Source organism: Stenotrophomonas sp. KH_036_B (assembly GCF_057839485.1).
In genome coordinates, this window is sequence record NZ_CM174491.1 from 357,287 (window position 1) to 382,078 (window position 24,792).

At 68.1% G+C, this 24,792-nt stretch carries 21 protein-coding genes; 7 read left to right on the forward strand and 14 right to left on the reverse strand.

Annotation, left to right across the window (positions count from 1 at the left end; genetic code table 11):
• The first annotated feature begins 40 nt into the window (after window positions 1-40).
• Window positions 41-1,693 carry a M28 family metallopeptidase gene (locus AC3ITN_RS01515; RefSeq protein WP_489392859.1) on the forward strand — a complete coding sequence of 551 codons (1,653 nt, stop codon included), beginning with the start codon at window positions 41-43 and terminating at the stop codon, window positions 1,691-1,693.
• Between the two features lie 140 nt (window positions 1,694-1,833).
• Here AC3ITN_RS01515 and AC3ITN_RS01520 read toward each other — a convergent pair whose 3' ends face one another.
• Window positions 1,834-3,168, reverse strand: coding sequence for an MFS transporter (locus AC3ITN_RS01520; RefSeq protein WP_489391831.1), 1,335 nt, complete (start codon window positions 3,166-3,168; stop codon window positions 1,834-1,836).
• Between the two features lie 214 nt (window positions 3,169-3,382).
• Between AC3ITN_RS01520 and yedA the strand changes: the two genes are divergently transcribed.
• The 3 genes from yedA to AC3ITN_RS01535 all read left to right on the forward strand — a co-directional run bounded on the left by yedA (window position 3,383) and on the right by AC3ITN_RS01535 (window position 6,214).
• A complete protein-coding gene (gene yedA / locus AC3ITN_RS01525; RefSeq protein ID WP_313347307.1) occupies window positions 3,383-4,285 on the forward strand; it encodes a drug/metabolite exporter YedA in 903 nt (300 codons plus the stop codon).
• Entirely contained in the window at window positions 4,282-5,196 is a 915-nt protein-coding gene (rarD, locus tag AC3ITN_RS01530; RefSeq protein WP_489391832.1) for an EamA family transporter RarD, read from the forward strand. Before yedA ends, rarD begins: the two co-directional genes overlap by 4 nt.
• Window positions 5,197-5,356: 160 nt before the next feature.
• Window positions 5,357-6,214 (forward strand): hypothetical protein, encoded by an 858-nt coding sequence (locus AC3ITN_RS01535; RefSeq protein WP_489391833.1) that lies wholly within the window; start codon window positions 5,357-5,359, stop codon window positions 6,212-6,214.
• A gap of 67 nt (window positions 6,215-6,281) precedes the next feature.
• Here AC3ITN_RS01535 and AC3ITN_RS01540 read toward each other — a convergent pair whose 3' ends face one another.
• The 4 genes from AC3ITN_RS01540 to AC3ITN_RS01555 form a co-directional block, all read right to left on the reverse strand.
• Window positions 6,282-7,592, reverse strand: coding sequence for an ABC transporter permease (locus AC3ITN_RS01540; RefSeq protein ID WP_489391834.1), 1,311 nt, complete (start codon window positions 7,590-7,592; stop codon window positions 6,282-6,284).
• Between the two features lie 15 nt (window positions 7,593-7,607).
• A complete protein-coding gene (locus AC3ITN_RS01545) occupies window positions 7,608-8,765 on the reverse strand; it encodes an ABC transporter permease (RefSeq protein ID WP_489391835.1) in 1,158 nt (385 codons plus the stop codon).
• A gap of 13 nt (window positions 8,766-8,778) precedes the next feature.
• A complete protein-coding gene (locus AC3ITN_RS01550) occupies window positions 8,779-9,468 on the reverse strand; it encodes an ABC transporter ATP-binding protein (RefSeq protein WP_313347315.1) in 690 nt (229 codons plus the stop codon).
• 110 nt (window positions 9,469-9,578) lie between these two features.
• Window positions 9,579-10,823, reverse strand: a complete 1,245-nt coding sequence (locus AC3ITN_RS01555; RefSeq protein WP_489391836.1) for an efflux RND transporter periplasmic adaptor subunit — start codon at window positions 10,821-10,823, stop codon at window positions 9,579-9,581.
• 303 nt (window positions 10,824-11,126) lie between these two features.
• Here AC3ITN_RS01555 and AC3ITN_RS01560 point away from each other — a divergent pair, with 303 nt between their 5' ends.
• Together AC3ITN_RS01560 and AC3ITN_RS01565 are read left to right on the forward strand one after the other, a co-directional pair.
• The gene (locus tag AC3ITN_RS01560) at window positions 11,127-12,359 is read left to right on the forward strand and encodes a sensor histidine kinase (RefSeq protein ID WP_489391837.1); all 1,233 of its coding nucleotides are present in this window, start codon (window positions 11,127-11,129) and stop codon (window positions 12,357-12,359) included.
• Window positions 12,356-12,958 carry a response regulator gene (locus AC3ITN_RS01565; RefSeq protein ID WP_313347321.1) on the forward strand — a complete coding sequence of 201 codons (603 nt, stop codon included), beginning with the start codon at window positions 12,356-12,358 and terminating at the stop codon, window positions 12,956-12,958. The genes AC3ITN_RS01560 and AC3ITN_RS01565 overlap by 4 nt, the downstream gene beginning before the upstream one ends.
• 68 nt (window positions 12,959-13,026) lie before the next feature.
• On the opposite strand, the gene AC3ITN_RS01570 is transcribed toward AC3ITN_RS01565, so the two are convergent.
• From AC3ITN_RS01570 to AC3ITN_RS01610, 9 genes are all read right to left on the reverse strand, one after another.
• Window positions 13,027-13,575 (reverse strand): cytochrome b, encoded by a 549-nt coding sequence (locus tag AC3ITN_RS01570; RefSeq protein ID WP_489391838.1) that lies wholly within the window; start codon window positions 13,573-13,575, stop codon window positions 13,027-13,029.
• Window positions 13,572-14,684, reverse strand: a complete 1,113-nt coding sequence (locus AC3ITN_RS01575) for a catalase family peroxidase (protein ID WP_313347323.1) — start codon at window positions 14,682-14,684, stop codon at window positions 13,572-13,574. The genes AC3ITN_RS01570 and AC3ITN_RS01575 overlap by 4 nt, the downstream gene beginning before the upstream one ends.
• Before the next feature lie 140 nt (window positions 14,685-14,824).
• Entirely contained in the window at window positions 14,825-16,192 is a 1,368-nt protein-coding gene (locus AC3ITN_RS01580; protein ID WP_489391839.1) for a leucyl aminopeptidase family protein, read from the reverse strand.
• Window positions 16,193-16,215: 23 nt separating this feature from the next.
• The gene (locus tag AC3ITN_RS01585; RefSeq protein WP_489391840.1) at window positions 16,216-16,926 is read right to left on the reverse strand and encodes an HAD family hydrolase; all 711 of its coding nucleotides are present in this window, start codon (window positions 16,924-16,926) and stop codon (window positions 16,216-16,218) included.
• A 44-nt stretch (window positions 16,927-16,970) separates the two neighbouring features.
• Window positions 16,971-18,080 (reverse strand): AI-2E family transporter, encoded by a 1,110-nt coding sequence (locus AC3ITN_RS01590; RefSeq protein WP_489391841.1) that lies wholly within the window; start codon window positions 18,078-18,080, stop codon window positions 16,971-16,973.
• Between the two features lie 138 nt (window positions 18,081-18,218).
• Complete coding sequence (locus tag AC3ITN_RS01595) at window positions 18,219-18,689, reverse strand: protein sip-5 (RefSeq protein ID WP_489391842.1); 471 nt, start codon at window positions 18,687-18,689, stop codon at window positions 18,219-18,221.
• Window positions 18,686-19,192, reverse strand: a complete 507-nt coding sequence (locus tag AC3ITN_RS01600; protein ID WP_313347328.1) for a phage holin family protein — start codon at window positions 19,190-19,192, stop codon at window positions 18,686-18,688. Before AC3ITN_RS01600 ends, AC3ITN_RS01595 begins: the two co-directional genes overlap by 4 nt.
• A gap of 6 nt (window positions 19,193-19,198) precedes the next feature.
• On the reverse strand, window positions 19,199-19,561 hold the full coding sequence (locus AC3ITN_RS01605; RefSeq protein WP_313347329.1) for a hypothetical protein: 363 nt from the start codon (window positions 19,559-19,561) through the stop codon (window positions 19,199-19,201).
• Between the two features lie 134 nt (window positions 19,562-19,695).
• On the reverse strand, window positions 19,696-21,123 hold the full coding sequence (locus tag AC3ITN_RS01610) for a Do family serine endopeptidase (protein WP_489391843.1): 1,428 nt from the start codon (window positions 21,121-21,123) through the stop codon (window positions 19,696-19,698).
• Between the two features lie 259 nt (window positions 21,124-21,382).
• Between AC3ITN_RS01610 and AC3ITN_RS01615 the strand changes: the two genes are divergently transcribed.
• The gene (locus AC3ITN_RS01615; RefSeq protein ID WP_489391844.1) at window positions 21,383-24,664 is read left to right on the forward strand and encodes an LAGLIDADG family homing endonuclease; all 3,282 of its coding nucleotides are present in this window, start codon (window positions 21,383-21,385) and stop codon (window positions 24,662-24,664) included.
• Window positions 24,665-24,792 lie beyond the last annotated feature (128 nt).

The following is a 24,792-nucleotide window of genomic DNA, read 5'->3' on the forward strand; positions in this document are numbered from 1 at the left end:
CTGGCATTCCGTTTTCCGCCTGGTGTCTGCCGTGAATCCGATGCGCATGCTGCTGTTGTCGTCCTGTCTGTTCGTGGGCGGCCTGGCCCACGCCGCCAATGACCTGCCCGGCGGTGGCATCGACCCGCAGGCACTGTCGCGGCACGTACGCATCCTCGCCTCGGACGAATTCGAGGGGCGCGCCCCGGCCTCGGCCGGCGAAGAGCGCACCGTGCAGTACCTCATCGAAGAGTTCGGCAAGTACGGTCTGCAGCCGGGCGGCACCGATGGCGGCTGGGTGCAGCCGGTGCCGATGGTGCGCGCGCAGGTGGACGGCAAGGCCCGCGTGCAGCTGCGCCAGAAGGGCGCGTCGCGCGACCTCAGCGTGGGTGAGGACGTTACCGTGCAGAGCCTGCGCCCGCAGGACGCGGTGGACATCCGCAACGCGCCGCTGGTGTTCGTCGGCTACGGCATCGATGCCCCCGAGCGCCAGTGGAACGACTACAAGGACCTGGACCTGCACGGCAAGATCGCCGTGGTGCTGATCAACGACGCGGATTTCGAGGCCGACCAGCCGGGTGCGTTCGATGGCAAGGCGGTGACCTATTACGGCCGCTGGACCTACAAGTTCGAGGAAGCCGCGCGGCGCGGTGCGCAGGGCGTGCTGATCGTGCACGAGACCGCGCCGGCCGCCTACGGCTGGGCCACCGTGCGTGCATCGGGCACCTCGCCGCTGTTTGATATCGAGCGCCCGCGCGACCAGGCCCTGGCCCAGCACGTACCGCTTCGGGGCTGGCTGGCACGCAGCCAGGCCGAGCAGCTGTTCCGCGATGCGGGCCTGGATTTCGACGCGGAGAAGCGCAAGGCGATGAGCCCGGCGTTCAAGCCGGTCGCCCTGGGCGATGCCACCTTGTCGGCACAGTTCAAGCTCAAGCGCGAGCAGGTGATCAGCCGCAACGTGGTGGCCAAGCTGCCCGGTGGCGCGCATGCCGACGAGGCGGTGATCTTCTCCGCCCATTGGGACGCCTTCGGCATCGGCCAGCCCGATGCCAAGGGCGACCGCATCCGTCGCGGCGCGATCGACAACGCCACCGGCGTGGCCACGGTGCTGGAACTGGGCCGGGTATTCGCCGCCGGCCCGCAGCCGCAACGCACGCTGTACTTCGTGGCGCTCACCGCCGAGGAGAAGGGCCTGCTCGGTGCCAGCTACTACGCCGCGCACCCGCTGGTACCGCTGGAGAAGACCGCGGCGGTGATCAACATCGAGATGTTCAGTCCGGACGGTGCCACCCGTGACATCGCGTCCTGGGGCAAGGGCCGGGTTTCGCTGGAAGGCGACCTGGAGCGCGTGGCCAAGGCGCGCGGGCGCAGCTACACGCCGGACCCGAACCTTGAAGCGGGCTTCTTCTACCGCGCCGACCACTTCGCCTTCGCCCGCCTGGGCGTGCCGGCGATCACCATCGGGCCGGGGCTGGACACGCTGGACGGTGGCGTGGAGGCCGGCAAGGCGCTGCGCGAGAAGTACTTCGCCGACTGCTACCACCAGGCCTGCGACGCCTGGACCCCGACCTGGGACCCGGCCGGGCACGCCGCCGACACCCTGCTGGTCTACGACCTGGGCGTGGAACTGGCCAACACCCGCCGCTGGCCGCAGTGGGAAGACGGCTCGGAGTTCCGCAAGGCGCGTGAACAAAGCGACGCAGCGCGGCGTTGATCGCGGGGGGGGCACGACCAACGGTCGTGACCTGCCGCCCGTTGTTCGTGACGCGTGCACCGTGACCCCACAAAAAACGCCGGGCAATGCCCGGCGTCATGGTGTGCGGCGGTTGCCGGCCAGCGGCCGGCACTACGCGATCATTTCAGCGTGCCATCCAGATAGTTCGCGCCCTTGTTCTTCAGGAAGAACACGTACACGAACAGCGACACCGCGATGATCGCCGTGACATAGATGGCGAAGTCGCCCACGCGGCCGGTCTTCAGCGCACCCTGGTACAGCAACGGTGCGGTGCCGCCGAACAGCGAGTTGGCCATTGCGTAGCCAAAGCCCACGCCCAGCGCACGCACGTGGGTGGGGAACAGCTCGGCCTTCACCACGGCGTTGATCGAGGTGTAGCCGGTGAGGATCACAAAGCCCAGCGCCAGGGTCAGGAACGCGATCAGCGGGTCATGCTGGTTCGGCAGCTCGGTGATCAGGTACCAGCTGTACAGCACGCCGCCCACGCCGAAGAACACCAGCAGGCTCTTGCGGCCCACGATGTCCGACAACCAGCCGCCAATGGGCTGCAGCAGCATCAGGAAGGTGAGCACGCCCAGGTTGATCAACGTACCGGTCATCACGTCGGTACCGGCGAACGCGCTCTGGATCATCTTCGGCCCGTTGACCGAATAGGTGTAGAAGGCCACGGTGCCGCCGGCGGTGATCAGGAAGCACAGCAGCAGCGGACGCCACTGGTGCACGAACAGCTCGTACATCGAGCCGGAGGCCTTGGCGCGGCCTTCGCGTGCGGCTTCGATGGACTCCTGGCCGAGCGATTCGTCCATGGAACGACGCAGCCAGAACACCACGATCGCGGCCAGGCCGCCGATACCGAAGGCGATGCGCCAGCCCCAGGCCGAGATTTCCGGCTTTTCCCAGAACAGCAGCATGGTGAACAGCGTCAGCTGCGCCAGCACGTGGCCACCCACCAGGGTGACGTAATGGAACGAGGACAGGAAGCCGCGACGGCCGGGCAGCGCCGCTTCGGACATGTACGTGGCGCTGGTGCCGTACTCCCCGCCCGTGGCGAAGCCCTGCAGCAGGCGGGCGAACAGCAGGATCAGCGCGGCCCAGCCACCGATGGACGCGGCGGTGGGCGTCAGCGCGATCATGAACGAGCAGGCCGCCATCATCGTCACCGACACGGTCAGCGCCAGGCGGCGGCCATAACGGTCGGCGAAGCGACCGAAGTACCACGCGCCGATCGGGCGCATCAGGAAGGTGGCCGCGAAGATGGCCCATACGTACATGGTGGAGTTCTTGTCGGCGGCCGAGAAGAACTGCGACTCGAAATAGACCGCGAACACCGAGTAGACGTAGACGTCGTACCACTCGACAAGGTTGCCCGCCGACCCCTTCAGGGTGTTGGAGATCGAGCGTTTGAGCGCGGCCTTGTCGGTGGCTGGCGCGGAAAGGGAGGGGGAAATGCTCATGCTGGAAAACGGTCCTCGCGGTGGAGCGGTGATTCTGGACAGCGCCTGCCCGGTTCAGGATCCCGGGGCACCTGCTTTTTACCTTACCTCACGTGCATGACGGGTGGGCATTGCACCTTATGACTAGCCCCCTGCACGACAGCGTGCCAACGCGGTGCATGCTGGCCCGGTGGCAAACGCCTAGAATCGCCTCTCCCCCGCCTGCTGGTCGTGTATGGCCGTCTCCCCTGCAACCCCGCCGGCCGCTCCCCGCAGCGGCCTGGTCGTCCTGGCCCTGCTGCTGGTCTACGTCGTGTGGGGGTCCACCTATCTGGGCATCCGGCTGGCGCTGGAGGGCGGTGCACTGCCATTGACGACAGTCTCCGGGGCGCGCTTCATCATCGCCGGCACGCTGATGTACGCGGTGCTGCGCTGGCGTGGCATGCCGGCGCCGACACGTCGCCAATGGCGCAATCTGGGCATCATGGGCCTCACCATGCTGGTGCTGGGCAACGGCATGGTGGTACTGGCCGAACGCACGGTGTCCTCGGGCCTGGCCGCCACCGCCGTGGCCTCGGTGCCGCTGTGGATGGCGCTGTTCGGCGCCCTGCGCGGCCAGCACGCCAGCCGGGGCGAATGGCTGGGCATCGCCATCGGCTTCCTCGGGGTGGTCTGGCTCAATGCCGGCAGCAGCCTCACCGCCTCGCCGCAGGGCCTGATCCTGCTGCTGATCGCGCCGGTGGGCTGGGCCCTCGGCTCGGTCTGGGCGCGCAGCCTGGACCTGCCCAGCCCGTTCATGACCGCCGCCGGGCAGATGCTGTGCGGCGGGGTGATGCTGGTCGCGCTCGGCCTGGCCACCGGTGAGCGCCCCACTACCTGGCCCAGCATGGACGGCCTGCTGGCCGTGGCCTACCTGTGCATGTTCGGCTCCATCGTCGCGTTCACCGCCTACGTGTGGCTGCTGCAGAACGTGCGGCCGGCGCTGGCGGCCAGCTATGCCTACGTCAACCCGGTGATCGCGGTGATCCTGGGGGCGCTGATCGGCCATGAGCAGTTCGGCGCGCATGACCTGCTGGCCATGGGCGTGATCCTGGCCGGTGTGCTGGTGCTGACCCTGGCACGGACGCGCGGCCGATGAGCGCCGTGGACAGCACGACCCTGCAGGAGCAACGCCGGGGTCTGGCCATCACCGCATTCACCTTCACCCTGTGGGGGCTGGTGCCGGTCTACTGGCATCTGCTGAAAGCGGTGCCGTCGCAGCAGATCATTGCCCACCGCATCATCTGGAGCACCGTGCTGGTGGTGGCCTGGCTGCTGCTCAGCAGCGGCACCGGCTGGTGGAGGCAGATCGCCGCGCAGCCGCGCGCGCTGCCCACGCTGGCGCTGAGCAGCCTGGCCATCGCGTTCAACTGGGGCCTGTACATCTGGGCGATCAATGCCGGCCACGTGATCGAAACCAGCCTGGGCTACTTCATCAACCCGCTGGTGAGCGTGGTGCTGGGCGTGGTGGTGCTCAAGGAGCGCCTGCGCGGCCTGCAGTGGCTCGCCGTGGCCTGCGCCGCGGCCGGTGTGGCGTGGCTGACCATCGACGCCGGTACGCCCCCGTGGATCGCGCTGGGGCTGGCCTGTTCGTTCGGCCTGTACGGCCTGCTGCGCAAGCTGATCTCGGTCGACCCGGTGGCCGGGCTGGGCATCGAAAGCCTGTACCTGTTCCTGCCGGCGATGGGCTTCGCGCTGTGGAGCGAGACCGGCCATGGCGGTGGCTTCTTCGGTGGTTGGGGCTGGCGCAACGACCTGCTGCTGATCGTCGGGGGCGTGGTCACGGCCCTGCCGCTGATTGGCTTCGCCTATGGGGTCAAACGCATCCCGCTGTCGCTGGTGGGCATCCTGCAGTACATCGCCCCCAGCCTGGGCCTGCTGCTGGGCGTGTTCTTCTTCCGCGAACCCTTCGATACCGCCAAGGCCGTGGGCTTCGCCGCGATCTGGACCGGGCTGCTGCTGTTCATTGGCGACAGCCTGTGGCGTTCGCGGCAACCCATCGGGCGCTGACGCATTGCGCAGCCACGCAGGGCGTGGCTCTACCGAATGCATGATTGCGGTGGGTGTATCTGAAGATCCCCATTTCGCCGGATTCCGATAGGCGCATGCCCCGCCCCCTGCTGAACTGCCGGTGCCCGCGCGTGCGGGTTATCAGGAGGAGATGCAGATCATGAAACAGCTAGGCTGGTTGCTGCTGGCCGCGTTGCCGTTCCAGGGCATGGCCGAGTCGAGAATGGAAGATCCCGTTGCCATGGTGTGCTACTTCTGCACGCCTGATGAGATGTACGCGCGTGCACGATCGCTCGGGGTGGGGGAGCACTTCATCTACGACGGCGAAAGCCAGACCAACATCCAGGGCTTCCGGGTCACCAGCGAGGGCGGGCAGCTCGTTGCCACGCATTTCGTGCCGCCGGCCTGGTTGAGGACGCAGTACACCGCGATGATGAGAATCTATTACAAGAGCCGAGGCGAGTTTGTCGACCAATGGGGCTCGGTATCGCTGCAGGCGCCCGGCTCGCCGCACGTGCTCAACGAGCAGGTGCAGAGCAACACGGTGCTCTGGGGTCACCATCTCACCGACCTGAATCCCCGGCACCTCGAAGCCAGGGAAATCGTGCGGCGCTTCGTGACGCCGGCGCGGCGCTTCGAATTTCTAAGCGCAGATACCGAGCACGGCCGGATCCTGCGCTTTGAATCGCAGCAGCTTGGCCAGGCGCCCTTGATATCGCGGCTCAACACCGACAGCTCGCTGGGTTACATGGAGTCGTTCTTCGACTATGAAACCCGTCGATGGGAGTACCTGCGCTCCGCGGATTACTTCACCACGATCCAGGAGAAGGCCGAAGACTTCCTGTACCCCGATGGCGGCCCGCGCGTGGTGCGCTATCCACGCTCGCTGGTACCGTTCTTCAAGCAGCGCGCCGACTGGGCCGGGGTGGAGGTCATCGGGATGCCGGTGCCCGACGGCGGCGACGTGCAGTATTACTGCGGCCGTGCCGCGGAAAAGATCCAGTGCCGCCTCCTCTGAAGTCCCTGGCCGCACCCTTCGTGTAATACCCCACCGTGTCCCTCCCGGGGCACGGTGGGTGTCCGCATCAGGTCTCACGCAGCGCCGTGGTGATCGGCAACCGCGCCGCGCGCAGCGCCGGGAAGAGCCCGCCGACCAGGCCGATGCCCAACGCCCACTTCAAGCCGCTCCACAGCAGGTCCGGCGAGACCTTGAACTGGAAGACCACCTGGCTGAAGTTGCTGCCGATGGTGGACACGCTGTAGCCGTTGAAGATGGCCCACGCCACCAGGCCGCCCAACACCCCGCCGATCAAGGCCAGCAGCATGGTTTCCAGCATGATCGCGGTGACCACCGGCACGCCACGGAAACCGATCGCGCGCATGGTGGCAATCTCGCGCGCACGCGTGGCCACGGCGGCGTACATGGTGTTGAGCGCGCCGAACACCGCGCCGATGGCCATGATCGCGCCGATCACCGTCCCCAGCACACTGATCAGTTTGTTCAGGCCGCCGCCCTGCTTGGCGTAGTAGGCCCGGGTGGTTTCCACGTCCAGCTTCAGGCGCGGGTCGGCCGCCACGGCCGTCTTGAACTGCTCGAACCCGGGCGTTCCTTCGGTACGCACGCTGATCGACTGCCAAGCGCTGCGCTGGTAGGTCGTGGCCAGGGTCTGCGCGTCGGTCCACAGCTCCGAATCATGCGCATCGCCCGAATTGAACACGCCTACCACCGTCCAGTCCTGGTTGCCGAGCACCAGTGTGTGGCCCACCTCCAACCCGCGGAACTGACCCTGCGCGCCCTTGCCGACCACGATCTCGCGCAGGCCGGCGTTGAAGCGGCGGCCCTGGGTGATCTTGACCTTGTCATGCACCGCCCACGCCATTTCACCCACGCCGCGGAACTGCGCGTTGACGTCGGTGCCGTCGCCCTTGGAAACCAGGTTGACCACCTGTGACAGCTCCGGCGAAATCAGCGCACGGCCGCGCTCGTCCTTGGCCACGCCGGGCAGGGTGGACAGCAGCGGCACCTGGTCGCGCATGATCACCGAGTTGGTTTCCGCCTGCGAGCCGCCGCGCAGCACGATCGCCGTGGTGTCATCGCCGGTGCTGTTGAGCGTGGCCTGGAAGCCCTCGCCCATCGCCAGCATGGCGACCAGTACGCCGACCACGCCGGCAATGCCCACCACCACCACCGACGAGGCGCCCCAGCGCTGCGGCAGGCTGGCGATACCGATCCGCGTGGCCGCCAGCGCCAGCCGCCCACTGCGGGTGAGCAGCAGCCACAGCACCAGCAGCACCGCCAGCACCAGCACGCCGATCCACGGCAGTGCAATCCAGATCCCCAAGCCAATCGCCAGCAGCAGGATCGACAGCGCATTTCCCAGCCATTGCTTCTTCATGTCGTTCTCCCGGGCTCAGCGGCCGGCCAATGCATCGACGATCTTCAGCCGCTTGGCGCGCAGCGCCGGCAGCAGGCCCACCACGATGCCGATCACCACGATCAGCCCGATCCCCATCATCCAGGTCTGCACCGGCACCTGCGGCGGCAGCAGCCCCATGGTCTTGGGCGCCAGCACCGGCAGGATCACCGCGGCCAGGCCCATCCCGATCGCACCGCCCAGGCCGATCAGCAGCACCGCTTCGATCATCACCAGCACCAGCACCGTGCGGTCGTGGAAGCCCAGCGTCTTCAGCGTGGCCAGTTCCGGCACGCGCTCGCGCACCGCCTGGGCCATGGTGTTGCCGGTCAACAGCAGCAGGGTGAAGAACACCGCGCCCATGATCGAGGTGACGATCAGGCCGATATCGGCGAACTGCTTGACGAACGCCTGCTGGAACGCCGATTCAGTCTGGGTCTTGGTTTCATGGTCCGAATTGGCCGAGATCGCATCGATGGCCTGGGCCACGCGCGAGGCATGGTCGGGGTTGTCGAGCGTCACCGTGTACCAGCTCACCTGGTTCTTGATGTAGTCGTTGGACTCATCGAAGTATTTCCAGTTCATCATCAGCTGGCGCTCTTCGTTGGCCGCCAGCGTGCGGTCCTTGGAGCGGTAGATGCCCACCAGCTGCAGCGGCCAGTCGTTGCTGCCGCCCCGCGGGAAGATGGTGGCCTGCAGCGGAATGGTGTCGCCGATCTTCCAGCCGAACTCCTTGGCCAGTGTTTCGCCGACCACCGCACCCGTGCGCGTGTCCTGGAAGGCCTTGGCCTGGTCTGGCGGCAACTGCAGCTCGCGGTACACGTCGAAGTAGTTCGGCGCCACCGAGAAGTTGGCGAAGAAGTTCTTCGGGTCGCGGTAGATGCCGCCGAACCACATGCCGTAGGTGACGTCCTTGACCCCGGCCACCTGCCGTACCTGCGGTTCCAGTCGGATGGGCAGGGACTGGGTGATGGACAGGCGCGAGGCGACGATCAGGCGGTTCGCCCCTTCCACGCTTCCGCCCGAGCTGAAGGCCACGCGTACCGAATCGAGCATGCCAAACAGCAGGAAGGCAGCCACCACCGAGAGCAGGGTCAACAGGGTCCGCGTCTTGCTGCGGAACAGCTGTGCCCAGATCAGCGAGAAATACTTCATCGCGGCATCTCCTTCAGTGGGCAGCGGGTGTTTCGGCCAGCTCACCCTTGTCCAGGTGCACCGTATGGGTGGCGTACTCGGCGGCCTTGGGGTCGTGGGTGACCATGATGATGGTCTTGCCGTGTTCGCGGTTGAGTTGCTGCAGCAGCCCCAGGATCTCTTCGGCGGACTGGCGGTCCAGGTCGCCGGTCGGCTCGTCGCAGATCAGGAAGGTCGGGTCGGAGACGATCGCGCGGGCAATCGCCACGCGCTGCTGCTGGCCGCCGGACAGCTCATTGGGGCGGTGGCTGCGGCGGTCGGCCAGGCCCACCAGGGTCAGCGCGATCTCGGCATTGCGCTTGCGCTGCGCCGCACCCAGGTGGGTGAGCAGCAGCGGCAGTTCAACGTTCTTCTGCGCGGTCAGCATCGGCATCAGGTTGTAGAACTGGAACACGAAGCCGACGTGGTGGCTGCGCCAGGTGGAGAGCTGGCCACCGGACATGCGGTCGATGCGCTCACCTTCGATCTCGATCTCGCCGCCGGTGGGCGTGTCCAGCCCGCCGATCAGGTTGAGCAGGGTGGTCTTGCCCGAGCCGGACGGGCCCATCAGCGCGACGAAATCGCCGCGCTCGATGTCCAGGTCGATGCCGTGCAGCACCTGCACCTTCTCGGGGCCGCGCTGGTAGGTCTTGGTGATGTTGCGGAGCGAAACCAGGGTGGACATGGGTGGTTCTCCGTAGGCGGAAAGGCACGCACGACCAACGGTCGTGCGCTACCGGTGGAACGAATCAGTGGAACCCCCCGGCAGGACACGACCGTTGGTCGTGTCGCCGGTTACGGTGCTTGTTTCTCCACCACCGCGCTGCCATCGCGCAGCTCCAGCGGCGGGTTGGTCACCACCTGTTGCCCGGCGGTGAGGCCGGCGGTGACCTGGCGGTCGTTGTTCAATGCCACGCCCACGGTGACCGGTACCTGCTGCACGCGCCGGTCGTCGGCCACCACGAAGGCCACCGTCTTCTGGTCACGTTCCACCAGCGCCGAGGCCGGTGCACGCACGCCCTTGGGCGCCGCCGCCTGGGCCGGCGTGGCCGACTCCAGGAAGCTCACCCGCACGCCCATCTCCGGCACGATGCGCGGGTCCTTGGTCTTCAGTGCCACGCGCACCTTGACCGTGGCCTTGCCGCGGTCGGCGGTGGGGATGATGGCGATCACCTCGGCCGGAATCTTCCAGTCCGGGTAGGCATTGAGCGTGGCCTCGACCGGCATCTTCGGCTGCACGCGGCCAATGAAGGCCTCGCCCACCTCGACTTCGATCTCCAGCGAATCCATGTCCACGATGGTGCCGATGCCGGTGCGGGTGAACCCGCCGCCGGCCGACAGCGGCGACACGATCTCGCCCGGCTGCGCGGCCTTGGCGGTGACCACGCCGGAGAACGGCGCGCGCACCACGTTGTTGTCCACGCCCAGGTCGGCGATGGCCAGCGCGTCGCCAGCCACGCGGGTATTGCGCTGCGCGGTGCGCAGCTGCGCGCGCAGGCTGTCGCGCTGGGCCATGGCCAGGTCGTACTGCGAGCGCGAGACCAGCTGCTGGCCGACCAGGGTCTGCAGTCGCCCGGCTTCGGCGTCGGCCTGTGACACCTGCGCCTGCAACCCGGCGAGCTGGCTGCGGGCGGCTTCCAGCTGCGAGGCCGAGAGGCTGCGCTGTGCGTTGGCATCGATGGGGTCCAGGGTGGCCATGACCTGGCCTTCCTCCACCCGCATGCCTTCCTCGATCATCACTTCGCGCACCTTGCCGGTGATCTTGGCCGACACGGTGGCCATGCGCCGGGCCACCACGTAGCCGCTGGCGTCGAGCACCGAGCTGCTGGACGTGCCCTGCTGGATGGCCACCACCGGCGCGGTGGTCACTTCGATGGGGCGTTGGCGACCGAACACGAACCAGGCAATGCCGCCCAGCACCAGCAGGACGATCACCGCCATCACGATCCACAGGCCGCGGCGTGGCGAGGACGGCGGCGGGGCCGACGCCTTCTTGCGGTCGATGCGGAGTTCCTTCAGAAGTTCAGCGGATGCGTTCATCATGACTCTGGGACGTGGAATCGGGCCGAGTGTGACCGCAACCCGGGTCGCGGGCAAACCGGCTGGGGAGTGGCTGGGGCACAGCATGCCCGTAGACCGGGCCTTCCGGGCAGTGACAGCTGTCACCTGCTTGAGGTGAGGCGCGACACTGGATGTGCCAATGCCGACCCGGGATCGTAGGGACACGCCGCGCGTGTCTGCCCTTCGCGTCGGGCCATGTGCACCCCGGGCACCGCGCAGCCACGCAGGGCGTGGCTCTACCTGAGAAACAACGCTGCATCCATTCCTGCTGAGGAAGCTGCCATGATCGCGCCTGATTACCCGCCACCGGAACCGACCGTGCTGCCCCACTGGCTTGCTGCATTGCTGCGCCCCGCCCCGGATTCGGCCGTGGCCGACAACCTGCGGCGCGGCAAGCCGGCCTGGTCCGACGCCGTGCACCTGCTGTGGACCGGCTGGGTGTTCTTCACGCCCATCTTCGGCAGTGGCTACAGCCTCACCTGGCTGTGGCTGACCGTGCTGACCTACCCGGTGTTCGTAGCGCTGTTTGCCCGCCAGCTGCTGGCACCGCGCCGGCACGCACCGCGCTATGCACTGGCCATGGTGGTCATGGGGTTGGCGCTGCTGCCGTGGTACCCGTCGGGCATCAGCTATTTCATCTTCGGCTGCGTCACGCTGCGGGTGTGCCGCACCGGCAGCGTCCGGCGTTACCTGGCGCAGCTGCTGGTGCTCAATGCCCTGTTCGTCGGCATCGCGTTGTCGCTTGGCTACCACTGGCAACTGATGGTGTGGATTCCCTCGATGACCTTCATCATCGGCGTCATCATCACCGTGGAAAGCATCAACAAGGATCGCGATGCGGCGTTGAAGCTGTCCCAGGACGAGGTGCGCCGGCTGGCCGCCACCGCCGAACGCGAACGCATCGGGCGCGACCTGCACGACCTGCTGGGCCACACGCTGTCGCTGATCACCTTGAAACTGGAGCTGTCGCGCAAGCTGTTCGACCGCGACCCGGACCGCGCGCGGTTGGAGGTCACCGAAGCGGAGGGCATCGCCCGCCAGGCGCTGGCGGAAGTGCGCAGTGCGGTCACCGGCATCCGCGCCAGCGACCTGACGGCCGAACTGGCGGCCGCGCGGCTGCTGCTGGAATGCCAGCACGTGCACCTGGACTACGCCCCGCCACCGCCGATGCCGGTGGAGGTCGAACGCGCGCTGGCGCTGGTGCTGCGTGAGGCGGCCACCAACATCGTGCGGCATGCGCAGGCCAACCAGGCCTGGGTGCAGTTCGAGCAGGACACGCGCACGCTCAGCATGCAGATCCGCGATGACGGCCGTGGCGATGTGCAGTCCGACGGCAACGGGCTGACCGGCATGCGCGAACGCGTGGCCGCATTGCGCGGTACGTTGCAGGTGCGGTCGGCGCGCGGGCAGGGCACCACCGTGACCGTGCAGGTACCGCTGCCGGCGCCCACCACGGTGGTACCGGCGCCGCTCCACGAACGCGTCGCGGCGCTGCCAGGCGGGGTGCTGCCATGATCCGCATCGTGCTGGCCGAAGACCAGGCGATGGTGCGCGGTGCGCTGTCGGCGCTGCTCGGGCTGGAGCCGGACATCGAGGTGCTGGGTGCGGCGGCCGATGGCGAAGCCGCGTGGCGGATGCTGCAGCAGCTGCAGCCGGACATCCTGGTCACCGACATCGAGATGCCGGGACTTTCCGGTCTGGAACTGGCCCAGCGCATCACCCGCCAGGGCCTGCCGATCAAGGTGGTGATCGTGACCACCTTCGCGCGCTCGGGATTTCTGCGCCGCGCGCTGGAGGCTGGCGTATGCGGCTACCTGCTCAAGGATGCGCCCGCCGAGAAGCTGGCCGATGCATTGCGCCAGGTACAGCACGGCGGTCGCGCCATCGACCCGCAGCTGGCACTGGATGCGTGGTCGCAGGCCGACCCGCTCAATGATCGCGAGCGCCAGGTGCTGCGGCTGTCCGGCGACGGCCGTTCGGCCGGTGAGATCGCCGCCCAGCTGGGGCTGTCGCACGGCACCGTGCGCAACTATCTATCTGAATGCATCGGCAAACTGGGCGTGGCCAACCGCATCGAGGCCTACCGCCTGGCCCGGCAGAAAGGGTGGTTGTAGAGCCACGCCCTGCGTGGCTGCGCGATGTCAGGCAACCCAAAAGCAGCCACGCAGGGCGTGGCTCTACGTTACTTGCCGCTGCTGTTGGGGCCCTTCGCCATGGCCTGGAACACCCCATCGCGCCGCACCCACAGATGGAACAGCGCCGCACTCAGGTGCGCCACCACCGTGGCAAACAGCACATACGCCAGCAGGCTGTGCGCGCTGCGCAGTGCCGCATACAACGACGGGTCATGCGGCACGATGGCCGGCAGGTGCACGCCGCTCCACATCTGGATGGGGTAGCCGCCGGCGGACAGCATCGCCCAGCCCACCAGCGGCATGGCCAGCATCAATCCATACAGCACCCAGTGCGAGGCATGCGCGGCAGCGGCCTGCCAGGCCGGCAGGTCGGCCGGCAACGGCGGCGGACGGTGGCGAAGGCGGTTGACCAGGCGCAGCAGCGCCAGCAGCAGGATCGCGATGCCCAGCGGCCGGTGCAGGTCCACCAGCATCGGCCGCCACTGCAGCGACGCCACCATGGTCACGCCCACGAACAACATGGTCAGGATCAGCGCGGCCATCAGCCAGTGCAGCACGCGCGCGGTGAGGTTGAAATGGCCCGTATCGCGGTTCATCGCGCCTGCTCCTTGCCGGTGGCCTGCTCGGCGGTGCCGCTGGCCACTTCGCGCTCGCGGCGGTTGAAGGAGACCGAATACACCGCCGACCGCGCGGCCAGGATGGGATCGTCGGTGCCGGCGATACCGCTGGGCAGGATCAGCGGATCGAAGTTGACGTTGTTGCACGCACCGCCGGCCTGCGGCTGCATCGCGGCCAGGCTCAGCGTGCCCACCTTCACCTGCCGGCGCGCGTCCGGCCAGGGAATGGACGGGTCGTTGATGGCATCGCCGTCGTCGGCAATGGTTACCCACATGTCCCAGCGCACCGGGCCCTGGGCCAGCCGCTGGCCGAATTCGTCGGCCAGGTAATCCAGGCTGGCCTGCGCGCGCTGCTCGGCGCTCATCGCTTCAAACGGCGCCTGCGGACGCATGCTCCAGCGCACCACCTGGGTCTTTCCGTCTGCCGCGGTGAAGCGGAAGCTGTTCACGCCGTTGTAGTCCGTGTTGGCCCAGCTGGTGGACCACGGCGCGGTCTTGGCCCACGCCCCGAACGCGCGCGCGGAGGGGTACTTGGCCGCGATGGCCGCCATCTTCGCCGGGTCCGGCTTGCCGGTGGCCGGGTCGGGAATGCCGGCGCGGGTCTGCTCGAGGAAGGCCTCGGTCGTGGGCACGGCAAAGAACGGGAAGCTGTTCATCGCCGTGCGCCATTCCTGCCCGTCATCGGTGACCAGCTGCAGGGCCATGCTGCGCACCCGTGCATTGGCATCGGGCCCGTGCGGATCGGCGCCGCCGATCGAGAGCCGGCCCAGTACCGGCACCTGCTGCTGGCGGAAGACCCGCGCCGAGCTCAGTGCCGCGCCTGCCGGCGTACCGGCGAACGTGCCGCTCACGCACACGCCCTTGCTGTGCGCACGGCGGAAGCCGGGGTGGTTGGCGCCGGTGGCTTCGATGGTGTCGGTGAAGGTCTGCGCGGTGGCGCGGTCGCGGCCGATCCAGCCGGCCAGCCAGGCGAAGGCCAGCACCAGCAGGCCGGCAATCAGCGCGATCACCGCCAGCCAGAACAGCGGCGAATGCGGGCGCGGGGCGTCCGGCTCACGGCCGGCACGGGTGTAGCGGAAGAGCGACATGGGCCGTTACCTGCCTTCTCGAACGTGAGGGGTGGGTGCGGCCCATGGTGTCAGAACCCCGATCGCCCGGATATTCACATTTTCGACAAGATTCGAACCGACTCAGCACGTCGTAGGTCCGGCCGCCGGCCGGACACCCATTACGCGTAGCGACCCTTCAACATCGCCCACGCCGACCGCAACGCCAACGCCTCACCGCCGGCAGGACGCCCCGGGCGCTCGCCGTCATTCCAGGCGTACACGTCCAGATGCGCCCACACCTGGCCTTCGCCGATGAACCGCTCCAGGTACAGCGCAGCGGTGACCGAACCGGCCATGCGCGAACCGGCGTTGGCCAGGTCGGCAATGCCGCTGTGCAGGTAGCGCAGGTACGGCCGCCACAGCGGCATGCGCCAGACCGGGTCGCGGGTGCTTTCACCGGCCTGCAGCCACTGCTGGGCGAGCGTGTCGTTGTTGCTGAACAGCGCCGGCAGGTCCGGGCCCAGCGCGATGCGCGCCGCGCCGGTGAGCGTGGCGAAGTCCAGCACGATCTCCGGCTGCTGCTCGCTGGCATAGGTGAGCGCATCGCACAGCACCAGGCGGCCTTCGGCGTCGGTGTTGTCGATCTCGATGCTCAGGCCCTTGCGCGTGGCGATCACTTCGCCCGGGCGGAATGCATCCGGCCCGATCGCGTTTTCCACCGCCGCGATCAGCAGGGTCAGCTGCACCGGCAGCTGCTGGGCCATGACCAGCCCGGCCAGGGCCAGCGCATGCGCGGCACCGCCCATGTCCTTCTTCATGTTGCGCATGCCGTCGGCCGGCTTGATGTCCAGCCCGCCGGTGTCGAAGCACACGCCCTTGCCGACCAGTGCCACGTGCGGCTGACCCGCCTGGCCCCAGCGCAGCGCGATCAGGCGCGGCGCACGGTGCGAGGCGCGGCCCACGGCGTGGATCGCCGGGAAGTTCTGCTCCAGCAGCGCATCGCCGGTGATCACCTCGACCTGCGCGCCATGCGCGGCGGCCAGTTCGCGTGCGGCGTCTTCCAGCTGCTGCGGGCCCATGTCTTCGGTGGGTGTGTTGACCCAGTCGCGCACGCGCAGGCTGGCGGCGATCACATCACGCACTTCCGCGGACGGCGTGGCCAGCAGCTGGGCCGGCGCGCGGTTGGGTTTGCGGTAACGCGCGAAGCGGTAGCTGCCCAGGCCCCAGCCCAGGTGCAGCAGGGGTTCGATGTTGGCCGGCAGGGCGCCTTCCACCCGCCACACGGTGCCTTCCGGCAGGGCGAACGGCGCATGCGCGTAGGCGTAGGCATCGCCCGGGTCACCCACGCCGACGACTGCCCCGGCCAGGCCGTGTTCCCCGGGCAGCAGCACCACGCTGCCGCCGCTGCCGTTGAAGCGCTGCGCATCCAGCCAGGCCACCACGGCCGGCGACTGCTGCGTGCGCCATGCGGCGAACTGCTCGCGTTCCATCACATGCAGGGGCAGGGCCCTGCTGGCATCGGTGGTGAAACCATTGATCTGGGTCATGCGCAATGAGGCTCCGTGCGTGGTCAGGCGTGCTGGGCCGATGCGTTCGCATCCAGCCAGTCGGCCAATCCGGTCAGGGTGTCGAACTGCAGGTCGGGCTGCAGCGAAGGATGGGTCCAGGTGTGCTCGACGCGGTTGATCCAGCAGCCGCGCAGGCCGGCCTGCATGGCGCCCACCACGTCCATGTCGACGTGGTCGCCCACGTGCAGCACCTGCGCCGGCGGCACGCCGAGGCGTTCGCAGGCGGCGTGGAAGATGCTGGCGGCCGGCTTGGCCGCGCCGTGTTCGCGCGAGCCCAGCTGGAAGGCGAAGTGATGGGACAGCCCGATCCGCTGCAGGTCGGCGTTGCCGTTGCTGAGCGCGGCCACCGGCACCCGCGCGGCGATGCGCGCCAGCGCCTCCAGCGCGTCCGGGTAGCACTCCACCTGGTTGCGCGCGGCGTAGAACGCCTCGTATGCCGGTTCCAGCAGGGCGAGGTCGGCGCCGCTCTTCTCCAGCGCTTCGCTCAGCGTGAGCCGGCGCAGCGCGCCCAGGTCGTGGTGCAGCTGCGGGTTGTCATGGAAGGAGCGCTCGCGCAGTTCGCGCATCGCCGCCACCGGGTACATCGCGGCGGTGGCGGGGCTGTGCTGGAGCATCCACTCGTACAACACCTGGTCAATGCGGGCGCCGATGGGGGCGAACGGCCACAGGGTGTCGTCGAGGTCGAGGGTGATGGCTTGGACTGGGAAATTCACCCGGGCATTCTACGCCTGTGGGGTCAGCCACGCAGGGCGTGGCTCTACTCCAACAGCTTGGCCCAGCCCTGGGTACCGTCCAGCCGCGCCAGCACCAGCTTGATGCACACCAGCAGCGGCACCGACAGCAGCAGCCCGACCATGCCCCACAGCCAGCCGAACAGCATCAGCGCCAGGATCAGGATCAGCGGCGAAATCGCCATCTGCCGGCCCAGCACGATGGGGGTGACGATCTGCCCCTCGATGGTATGCAGGGCCAGGTAGCAGGCGGCGGGCAGCAGGGCCTTGAACGGGTCGCTGAACTCCACAAAGCCCATCAGCAGCATCAGCGTCACCCCGATCAGCGGGCCGACGTACGGCGCGAAGTTCAGCAGGGCGGCCACCGTGCCCCACAGCAATGCCTCCTGCAGGCTGATGCCCAACAGCAGCAGCACTCCTGAAAAAATCAGGCCTACCAGCGCGTTGATCACGGTGATGGTCAATACATAGCGCGAGACCTCGCGTTCGATCGACCGCAGGATGTCGGTGGTGAAGCGCTGCTGCTGGCGGCTGGGGAACAACGCGATGGCATGCTTCTGCAGGCTCTGCCCGTAGATCATGAAGAACAGGGTCAGCAGCACCACTGCCAGCACCGAGGCGGCCAGGCGTGGCGCGCGGGTGAGTACGCGGTAGGGGTCATCGAGCTGGGTACGCACCACCTGCACCTTGCGGCTGCTTTCACCGCCGGCCACCCGCGCGAAGTTCTCCGCGGCCAGGTTGGCCTGCTGCACCGGCTTGGTCAGGTTCTGCACCTGGCGGGCCACCTTGCGCAGCTGCTGCGGCGCTTCCTGCGCCCATTCCATGGCCGGGCCCACCAGCTGCACGCCCAGCGCGGCCGCACCACTCAGCCCGACCCCGATCACCAGCACGGCGGCCAGGAAACGCGGGACCCACAGGCGCCCGAGCAAGCGCAGGATCGGGTTGCCCACCAGCGCGAAGAACATCGCCAGCAGCACCGGCAGGATCACCTCCTGCGCGGCCCACAGCGTAAAGCCCACCGCCAGCGTGGCCAGCACCACCAGCGACATGGGCGCGCGTGGGCGCGGCGGAGACGGTGCCGCCACCGCAACGGCATCGGCATCGGCATCGACGGGGGAAGGCGCAGGGACGCTCATGCTGATCGCACGCTGGAGAGGAGACGCATTATTGGGTAACCCGGGTGCGTGCGGCGTGTTGAACCATCGGGAGCAGCGTTACCCGGTAAAGGGCGTCCAAATACATCGGTAGCGCCCTACCGTGGGTAGGGCGACCCCCTATCGCTCGGAAACATCCGTAGCCGCTTCCGCCGGTTGCGGCTGTGCCGCCTGCAGCGTGGCGGTCACGTTGGCACGCGGCGCGGCGGGCCGTGCAATGGGTGCCGCCGGCGCAGCCGACGCCTGCGTCACCGTCTCGCTGGCTTCGTCCACCTTGTCGGCGGCTTCTTCGGCGGTGTCCGCCGCCTCGCTGGCCTGCATCGAGGCGAACGCGGCCTGCGCGCTGGCCACCAGGTTGGAGGCCGAACCGATCATCTGCAGCCAGCGCGCACCGTGGAAGCGTGCGTTGCCGGGCTCCAGCTTGCCGGCCAGGAAGCCGCCGGCCATGCCGACGGTGATGATCCGCAGCGGGGTCCAGCCTTCGCGCCAGACCTGGCTCAGCGTGAACCAGTTGCACTGGGTCTCGTTGGCCCGGATCGAGACCACCTGTTCGGCGCGCTTCACGCGATGTCGCAGGGCTTCGAACTTCATGGCGTACGCTCCGTGGGCCCGACATGCGCATCGGGGTCCTCGTCGGTGGGCTCGTCAAACAACCCCAGCCGCGACAACTGGCGGCGGGTGGCGTGCATGCCGGTGTGGCGGAAGAAGAACGACACCCGCCAGATGGCGTAGCCGGTCATCGCCAGGCTCACCAGCGAGGTAATGAGCAGCGAATGGAACCACGACAGGCCCCAGCGCTGCATCAGCGCGATCAGCGTACCGGCCAGCAGCAGCCAGGCCGAGGCACCGAACACGATGGCCACGCCACTCCACGCCAGCGCCCGCCCGAACGCGCTGCGTGCCAGCGCGAACTCGAACGAGGCGAGGCGGCGCAGCGAGCGCAGCGTGTGCTTGGCCGAATCGACCGTGGCGCGGCCGGCCTGGCCGACCTCGCGAATGCTTTCATCAAGACGCGGTGCCTTGGGCGCCGCATCGCCCTCGGGTGGGGGCGTTGCCGCCCCACCGTCGGGCGTCGACTGTGCTTGATCGCTCACGCCGACTTACTTGTCGCTGCCGCGGGCCAGCTTGGCGATGATCCAGCCGGCCGCGAAGGCCACGCCGAACGAGGCCAGCGGGCGCTCACGGATCAGCTCGGCCGCACTGTCGACCAGGTCCTTGCCCTTGTCCATCAGCGCATCGACCTGTTCCTTGGCGGCGGCACCGCCGAACTCGGCAGCGGCCAGGCCGGACAGCGCGGTGTCGGACAGTTCGGCCTTGACGTTGGCCTTGCCGATGCGCAGCTCGTCGGTCGCGGCACCGGCCGCGCTCTTGATCGCGCCGCCAGCAGCGCTGGTGGCCGACTTCAGGTGCGAACCGGCTTCACCCAGGTGGTCCTTGAGGTTCTCGGTATTGGTGGGGCTCATCGTGTATCTCCTGTGTAAGCGATGGGGAAGGTGACCGCGGACGAACCCGTGGCAACGAACACAAGGTAATAGCATCGGCGGGGTGTAGAGGGTGTTAGCTGCCGTGAGCTGCGCGCGAAGGCCGGCTGAGCGGTTCAGCGCATGACCAGTTCGCCGCGCGCGTTGCCGCGCACGATGCGCAATACCAGCTGGGTGGGGCGTTGCTGGAAGTTGGCGCGCCAGCTGGCCAGGTCGGCGAATTCACCGGCGCTGGCGTCGGTGACCACGTCGCCGGCGGCCAATCCCGATGTCGCCGCGCGGCTGCCGCGCTTGACCTCGCTGACCTGCACGCCGCTGAAGCCCGCCTGGCGCATCGATTCGGGCAGGTCCACGAACGTGGCGCCGGTCAGGCGCGGGTCCAGCGATTCGCCGCTGACCGCACGCGCCTGCTCCTTCAGCGTGGCCTTGAGCTGCAGTGGCTTGCCATCGCGGCGCACCTCCAGGCTCAGCACGCTGCCCACCGGGGCCAGCCCTTCCACGTTGTGCAACGCCTGCGCGCTGTCCACCCGCTGGCCGTTGGCCGTGACCACCACGTCACCCGGCTTGAGTCCGGCGGCCGCCGCGCCCGACCCGGCCAGCACGCGCGTCACCAGCGCACCGCGGGTCTCGCTCAGCCCCAGGTTCTGCGCCAATGCGAGGGTCAGGTTCTGCGCCTCGATGCCCAGCGTGCCGCGCACCACCACGCCATGCTTGACCAGCTGGTCCACCACGTCGCGGGCCAGGTTGGACGGAATGGCCAGGCCCAGGCCGATGTTGCCGGCCATGCTGCCCTGCGGGTTGAAGCTGGCGGTGTTGATGCCCACCAGCTGGCCCTGCAGGTTGACCAGTGCACCGCCGGAATTACCCGGATTGATCGAGGCGTCAGTCTGGATGAAGTTCTGGTAGCCCAGCCCGCGGATGCCGCTGCGGCCCACCGCCGAGACGATGCCCGAGGTGACCGTCTGGCTGAAGCCGAACGGGTTGCCGATGGCGACCACGAAATCGCCCACGCGCAGCTGCGTGCTGTCGCCCAGCTTGATCTCGGTCAGGTTGCCGGTGGGGATGCGGATCAGCGCGATGTCGGTGTCGGCATCCGAGCCGAGGAACTCGGCTTTGACCGTGCGCCCGTCCGACAGCGTCACCTGCACATCGTCGGCGTTGTCGATGACGTGGTGGTTGGTCAGCACCAGGCCTTCAGCGGCGTCAATGATCACCCCCGAGCCCAGCGACTCGTTGATGCGCTCCTGCGGCACTTCCGGGAACAGGCGGCGGAAGAAGGGGTCGTTGAAGAACGGGTTGCGCACCCGCACCACCTGCTTGGTGTTGACGCTGACCACCGCCGGCATCACCCGCTCCAGCATCGGCGCCAGCGACGGCACCGGCTGCCCCGCCACGGAGGCCGGCAACGCGGCCGTGGCCGGAATGCCGATGGTGGCCGGCGCGGCTTCGGCGCGGTTGTCCAGGTGCGCGTTGATGGCGGAGGCGACGAAGCCACCGAAGGCGGCGGCAAGCGCAAGCGTGAGCAGGGTCGGGAGCGGTCGCATGGGGTTCGGCGGGTTCGGTGGAAACACGCATACGGTAAATCAAGCTGAATGAGTCTGTCCGTCCCGGCCGTGAACCGGCGGCCGGATCGTCCGCGGCGGACCCCGCCCCTGCGACCATCGGGACCGTTGACACGCCCCGGTGCCGGCGTAAGCTGCAACCGTGTCGTCCACTAGATGTAGCGGTGACGACCGGGAGTGCCCCAAGTTGTTGGGTCTGCTTGCGGCACACACACTGGCTACCCGATGGAGCCTGCCTGCCATGAGCACGCTGCGACTGGACGCGATCCGCACTGGCCTGCCGGACGGGCAGGTGCCGATGCAGCCGGCCTCCCAGGACATCTGGGACCGCAAATACCGGCTCAAGACCAAGCACGGTGAGCCGCTCGATGCGGATATCGACGCCACCTACCTGCGTGTGGCCAAGGCGCTGTCCGAGGCCGAGGTCACCGCCGAGCAACAGCAGTACTGGATGGAGCGCTTCACCTGGGCGCTGCGCCGCGGCGCCATCCCGGCCGGCCGCATCACGTCCAATGCCGGCGCGCAGGCGCACAAGCCGGCCACCAGCACCATCAACTGCACCGTCTCGGGCACCATCGAGGATTCGATGGACGACATCCTGCAGAAGGTCCACGAAGCCGGGCTGACCCTCAAGGCCGGCTGCGGCATCGGCTATGAATTCAGCACGCTGCGCCCGCGCGGTGCCTTCGTCGCCGGTGCCGGCGCGCACACCTCCGGCCCGATGTCCTTCATGGATATCTTCGACAAGATGTGTTTCACCGTGTCCTCGGCCGGCGGCCGACGCGGCGCGCAGATGGGCACGTTCGACGTCTCGCATCCGGACGTGCGCGAGTTCATCCGCGCCAAGCGCGAAGACGGCCGTCTGCGCCAGTTCAACCTCTCGCTGCTGATCACCGACGGCTTCATGCAGGCGGTGGATCAGGACGCCGAGTGGCCGCTGGTGTTCCCGCTCAGCCGCCAGGAGGCCAGTGAGTTCGACCTGGCCGATCCAGCCCGCGTGCAGTGGCGCGATTGGCCCACCCAGCGCAATTACATCGTCCGCGAGGACGGCCAGGTGGCGTGCCGCGTCTACGGCCAGGTCCGCGCCCGGCACCTGTGGGACATGATCATGGTGTCCACGTATGACTATGCCGAGCCCGGTTTCATCCTGATCGACCGGGTAAACGAAATGAACAACACCTGGTGGTGCGAGGACATCAGGGCGACCAATCCCTGCGTCACCGCCGATACCTGGGTGCACACCGCCGACGGTCCACGCCAGGTGGCCGAGCTGATCGGGCAGGGGTTCCACGTGCGCGTGGAGGGGCAGGACCATGCCACTACCGATGCGGGGTTCTTCCGCACGGCGCGCAAGCCAGTGCTGGCCCTGCAGACCCGCGAAGGCCATCGGCTGCGGCTGACTGCGGACCATCGGGTTCGCCGTGTCACCCGCCGCACCCGCTGGGAGGTGCAGAGCGAATGGTGCGAGGCTGGCCAGCTGCGCCCGGGGGATGAAGTGCTGCTGCAGGACCATCGTGCTGCGTCGCACTGGCCGGGTGCGCTGGCGCATGAGCAGGGCTATCTGCTGGGGTTGTTGGTGGGCGACGGCACGCTCAAAGCGGAGGCGGCCGTGCTCTCCGTGTGGAGCCAGGCGGCAGTGGCCAATGGTGAGCCGGCGACGCCTGCGCCCGGCGTTCGAGCGCTGATGGGCGAAGCACTCCGTTGCGCGAAGACCGTGTCGCATCGCGCGGACTTCAATGGCTGGTCCGAGGTTAGCGGTCGACGCGAATGGCGGTTGAAGTCAGCGGCCCTGCGCGACCTGGCCCAACAGCTGGGCATGTCCGCCGGCCAGAAATCCATCACCCCGGCACTGGAAAAACTCTCCAGCGATGCCTGCCGTGGCTTTCTGCGCGGCCTGTTCGACGCCGACGGCAGTGTGCAGGGAACCCAGGGCAAGGGCGTATCCATCCGGTTGGCGCAGTCTGATCGCTCGCGTCTGGAGGCCGTGCAGCGCATGCTGCTCCGGCAGGGCATCCCCAGCACGCTCTACGCTCGCCGCGAGGCCGGGCACGCGGTGCTGCCGGATGGCCGCGGCGGACAGCGTGCCTACCCCACCCTGGCCCAGTTCGATCTGGTGATCAGCGGCGAGGGCGTGGCCCGCTACGACACGCTGATTGGGTTTGCCGACACGGACAAGGCCGCGCGGCTGACCCGAACCCTGGCTGCCTACCGCCGCGCGATGAACCGCAGCCGCTTCTTCGCCACCGTCGAAAGCGTGGATCCCGACGGGGAGGAAGACGTCTATGACGTCCAGGTGCCTGGCCTCAACTGCTTCGACGCCAACGGCCTGCATGCCCACAACTGCGGCGAGCAGCCCCTGCCTCCCTACGGCGCCTGCCTGCTCGGCTCGGTCAACCTGACCCGCTTCGTGCGCGACCCGTTCACCGACCAGGCCCGCTTCGACTGGGACGAGTACAAAGAGGTGGTGCGGGTGTTCACCCGCATGCTCGATAACGTGGTGGAGGTCAACGGCCTGCCGCTGGAGCGCCAGCGCCAGGAGATCCTGCGCAAGCGCCGGCATGGCATGGGCTTCCTCGGGCTGGGTTCGTCCCTGGCCATGCTGCGCATGACCTACGGTGCGCCCGACGCGTGCGACTTCACCGAGGCCATCGCCCGCGAGATGGCGGTGGCCGGGTGGGAGACCGCCCTTGACCTGGCCCGTGAGAAGGGGCCCGCGCCGATCATGCAGGACACCTTCGAGGTCACCGCCGCCATGCTGCGGCAGCGCCCGGAGATGGCGCGCGACGGCTGGCATGCCGGCCAGCAGATCGAGGGCAAGGTGCTGCACGCGCGCTACAGCCGCTACATGCAGCGCATCGCCAGCGTGGTGCCGGAGCTGGTGGACGCGCTGGCCGAGGTCGGCGCGCGCTTCACCCACCACAGCTCCATCGCCCCCACCGGCACCATCAGCCTGTCGCTGGCCAACAACGCCTCCAACGGCATCGAACCGTCCTTCGCCCACCACTACAGCCGCAACGTGATCCGCGAGGGGCGCAAGACCAAGGAGAAGGTGGACGTGTTCTCCTTCGAGCTGCTGGCCTACCGCCACCTGGTCAACCCGCAGGCGATGCCGTTCGCCGAAGACCCGGCGGCCCGGCTGCCCGACTACTTCATTGCCGCCGACGACATCTCGCCCAAGGCACACGTGGACGTCCAGGCCGCCGCCCAGAAGTGGGTGGACAGCTCCATTTCCAAGACCGCCAACGTCCCCACCGACTACCCCTTCGATCAGTTCAAGGACATCTACCGCTACGCCCACGCGCAGGGGTTGAAGGGCTGCACCACGTTCCGTTTCAACCCCGCCGCGTTCCAGGGCGTGCTGGTCAAGGAGGTCGATCTGGAGAACACGACCTACCGCTTCGACCTCGAAGACGGCGCAGTTGTGGAGGTAAAGGGCAATGAGGAGATCGAGTACGACGGCGAATTGCACACGGCCGCCAACCTGTTCGACGCGCTCAAGGAGGGCTACTACGGCAAGTTCTGATGGTGCGTCCGAAGCTGTTTTCAAGTGCTTTTCCGCAGCATGTCGATCCGCGCCAGATCCTTGGCGGTGTCCTGACAAGCACACGCGCGGCTCACAGGCTGCGACAAGACCGTTCCACGAAAGACCGC